Raw genomic sequence first — 3,606 nt, 5'->3', positions numbered from 1 at the left:
TGGCGCCGTTTGTGGAGTGGTCGCTGCCGGAGGCGTTGGACGGGGATCTGTCGCGGGTTGATGTGGTGCAGCCGGTGTTGTGGGCGGTGATGGTGTCGCTGGCGCAGGTGTGGCGTTCGTGGGGGGTGCGGCCGGCGGCGGTGATCGGTCACTCGCAGGGTGAGATCGCGGCGGCGTGTGTGGCCGGGGTCCTGTCGCTGGCTGATGGGGCGCGGGTGGTGGCGTTGCGCAGCCGGGCGTTGCGCGAGCTTGCCGGTGGTGGCGGGATGGTGTCGGTGATGGCCGCCGAGCAGCGGGTGCGGGAGTTGCTGCCGGAGGGGTTGTCGGTGGCGGCGGTGAACGGACCCACCACGGTGGTGGTGTCGGGTCCGGATGAGGGTTTGGCGTTGTTGCTGGGCCGGTGTGAGGCGGTGGGGGTGCGGGCGCGGCGGGTGGCGGTGGACTATGCGTCGCATTCGCCGCAGATGCAGCAGGTGCGGGACCGGTTGCTGGCTGATCTGGAGTTGGTGCGGCCTGGTGCGGGTGAGGTCGCGGTGTTCTCGACGGTGACCGGTGGGCTGGTTGACGGCCGGCGGATGGATGCCGGGTACTGGTTCGACAATCTGCGGTCTACGGTGCGGTTCGCTGAGGCGGTGCGTTCGGCGGCGGATGCGGGTGGCCGGTCGTTCGTGGAGGTCAGTGCGCATCCGGTGTTGTTGCCGGCGATCGAGGAGACGTTGGACGACGTCACGGTGGTCGGGTCGCTGCGCCGTGACGACGGCGGTCTGCGGCGCCTGCTGACCTCGGCCGCCGAACTGTTCACCGTCGGTGTGGAAGTGAACTGGCACGCGATCTTCGAAGGCGTCCCACACACGCACGTGGATCTGCCCACGTACGCGTTCCAACGCGAGAGGTACTGGCTGTCCGCCGGCCGCCCGGCCGGGGATCCCGCGGAACGCGGCTTCTGGGACGCGGTGGAACGCGCGGACGTCGCGACCCTGTCGGCTCAGCTGGACGTCAACGCCCTCACCCTGGGCGCGGTGCTGCCGGCCCTGTCGTCGTGGCGGCAGCGCCGGCACGACGACGCGGTTCTGGGCTCCTGGCGCTACCAGGTGGCGTGGAAGCCCCTGGGCGACACCGCGTCCGGCGACTTGGCGGGCACGTGGCTGCTGATTGCAGCGGAGGAGGACTGGCCGGACGAGGTGGCCCCCGCGCTTGCGGGGAACGGGGCACGAGTGCTGCGGCTCGCGCTGCCCGGCACGGACCGCCGGGCGATGGCCGATCTCATCTCCGCCGTGGTGGGGGAGACCCCGCTCACCGCCGTGGTGGCGCTGCCCGGCAGCGGCCGGCCCGACGCCGCATACCCGTCCGTGCCGGTGACGGTGGCATGGTCGGTGATGCTGCTCCAGGCGCTCGGCGACGCCGGCGTGCCGGCCCCGGTGTGGTGGGTGACCCGCGGCGCGGCCGACGAGCCGGGCCTGGCAGCGGTGTGGGGACTCGGCCCGGTGGTGCGGATGGAGATGCCGGACCGGTGGGCCGGCCTGGTGGACCTCCCGGCCGACGCTGACGACCGCACGTGGGACCGCTTCGTACAGGTGCTCGCCGGCGCCGAGGACGAGGTCGCCATCCGGGCAGACGGCGTCTACGGGCGGCGCCTGATGCGGGCGGCGGCCACGGCCCGGCCGGTGCGGTCCTGGTCCGCCGCGGGGCGCACCGTCGTCGTCACCGGTGGTACCGGTGCGCTGGGCGCCCACGTGGCGCGGTGGCTGGCCGGCTCCGGCGCCGGGAACCTGTTGCTGCTCAACAGCCGGGGGATGGATGCGCCCGGCGCCGGTGAACTCCTGCGGCAGATCGGCGAGACGGGTTGCCGGGCCTCGATCGTGGCGTGCGACCTGGCGGACCGCGACGCCCTGCGGGAGGCCCTGGCGGCGATCCCGCCGGAGCTGCCGCTGGGCGCGGTCTTCCACACCGCGGCGGTGCTGGACGACGCCCTGCTGGACTCGCTGACCCTGGAACAGATGCAGCGGGTGTGGCAGGTGAAGGCGCAGGGCGCGCTCAACCTGCACGAGCTCACCGCCGACGCAGGTCTCTCGGCGTTCGTGCTCTTCTCCTCCTTCGCCGGCATCTCCGCGGACATCGGCCACGGCAACTACGCGCCGGCGAACGCGTACCTGGACGGGCTGGCACGGCACCGGCGGGCGCAGGGGCTCCCGGCTACGTCGATCGCCTGGGGTCACTGGTCCGGCGGCGGCATCGCCGACGCCGTCACCGAGCAGCGGCTCAGCCGGCGGGGTATGCGCTCCATGCCGCCCGAGCGTGCCGTCGCCGCCTTGCAGCAGGTCCTCGACCGGGACGAGACCACGATCGCCGTCGCCTCCATCGCCTGGGACGCGCTTGCGGACAGCGGCCTCGTCGACCGGCTCAGCCCGCTGCTGTGCGACCTCCCGGAGGTCCAGCAGGTGCGGCAGGCGGCACAGACGCAGACCACGGAGACCGGTCCTCAGCCCGAGTTGCGCCGGCAGCTCGCGCGAATCCCCCGGCAGGCTTGGAACGACGTTCTACTCGACCTGGTACGCACGCAGGTCGCGGCGGTCCTCGGCCACGACGGCCCGCACCAGGTCGAGAGTGTCCGTGCCTTCCGCGCACTCGGCATGGACTCGATCAGCGCGGTGGAACTCCGCAACAGGCTCAAGGCGGCGACCGGGCTGAGTCTGCCGGCCACCCTCGTCTTCGACCACCCGAACCCCGGCGCGCTCGCCGACCATCTGTGCTCGGAGCTGTCCGGGGAGCAGGCGGACGTGCTCGTGCCGGCGACGACGAGCTCGGACGAGCCGATCGCCATAGTCTCGATCGCCTGCCGCTTCCCGGGCGGGGCGAACTCGCCGGACGAGTTCTGGGCGCTGCTGCGAGACGGTGTCGACGCGATGTCCGGTTTCCCGCAGGACCGCGACTGGGATATGCAGACGCTGTTCGACCGCGACTCGACCGGCGCCAGCGTCGGCGGTTTCGTCAGCGGCGCCACGGAGTTCGACGCGCCCTTTTTCGGCATCAGCCCGCGTGAGGCGCTGGCGATGGACCCGCAGCAGCGGGTGTTGCTGGAGACCGCATGGGAGGTCGTGGAACGCGCCGGCATCGACCCGGCCTCGTTGAAGGGCAGCCCGACCGGAGTCTTCGCCGGCACCAACGGACAGGACTACGCCGCTTTGGCGCTCAGCGCGGACGACGACGTCGCGGACTATCTGGCCACCGGCAACACGGCCGCGGTGATGTCCGGCCGCGTGGCCTACACGTTCGGCTTCGAAGGGCCCGCGATGACGGTGGACACCGCCTGCTCGTCCTCCCTGGTGGCGTTGCATCTCGCCGTACAGGCGCTGCGCCGGGGCGAATGCACCCTCGCACTGGCCGGCGGCGTGACGGTGATGTCCACGCTCGGCGCCTTCGTCGCCTTCACCCGCCAGCAGGGTCTGGCAGCGGACGGCCGGTGCAAGGCGTTCGCGCACGATGCCGGCGGAACCGGCTTCAGCGAGGGTGTCGGTCTGGTGCTGTTGGAGCGGTTGTCGGATGCGCGGCGTAACGGTCATGAGGTTTTGGCTGTGTTGCGGGGTAGTGCGGTGAATCAGGATGGTG

The 3,606-nt window shown here is 72.0% G+C and carries 1 protein-coding gene; it reads left to right on the top strand.

The features are described 5' to 3' along the window. A partial coding sequence (locus SALPAC4_RS27855; protein WP_020113429.1) for an SDR family NAD(P)-dependent oxidoreductase occupies window positions 1–3,606 on the top strand: 3,606 nt, incomplete at both ends.

Source organism: Salinispora oceanensis, assembly GCF_000383575.1.
Lineage (GTDB): Bacteria > Actinomycetota > Actinomycetes > Mycobacteriales > Micromonosporaceae > Micromonospora > Micromonospora oceanensis.
This window is presented reverse-complemented; position numbering and strand designations above follow the sequence as displayed.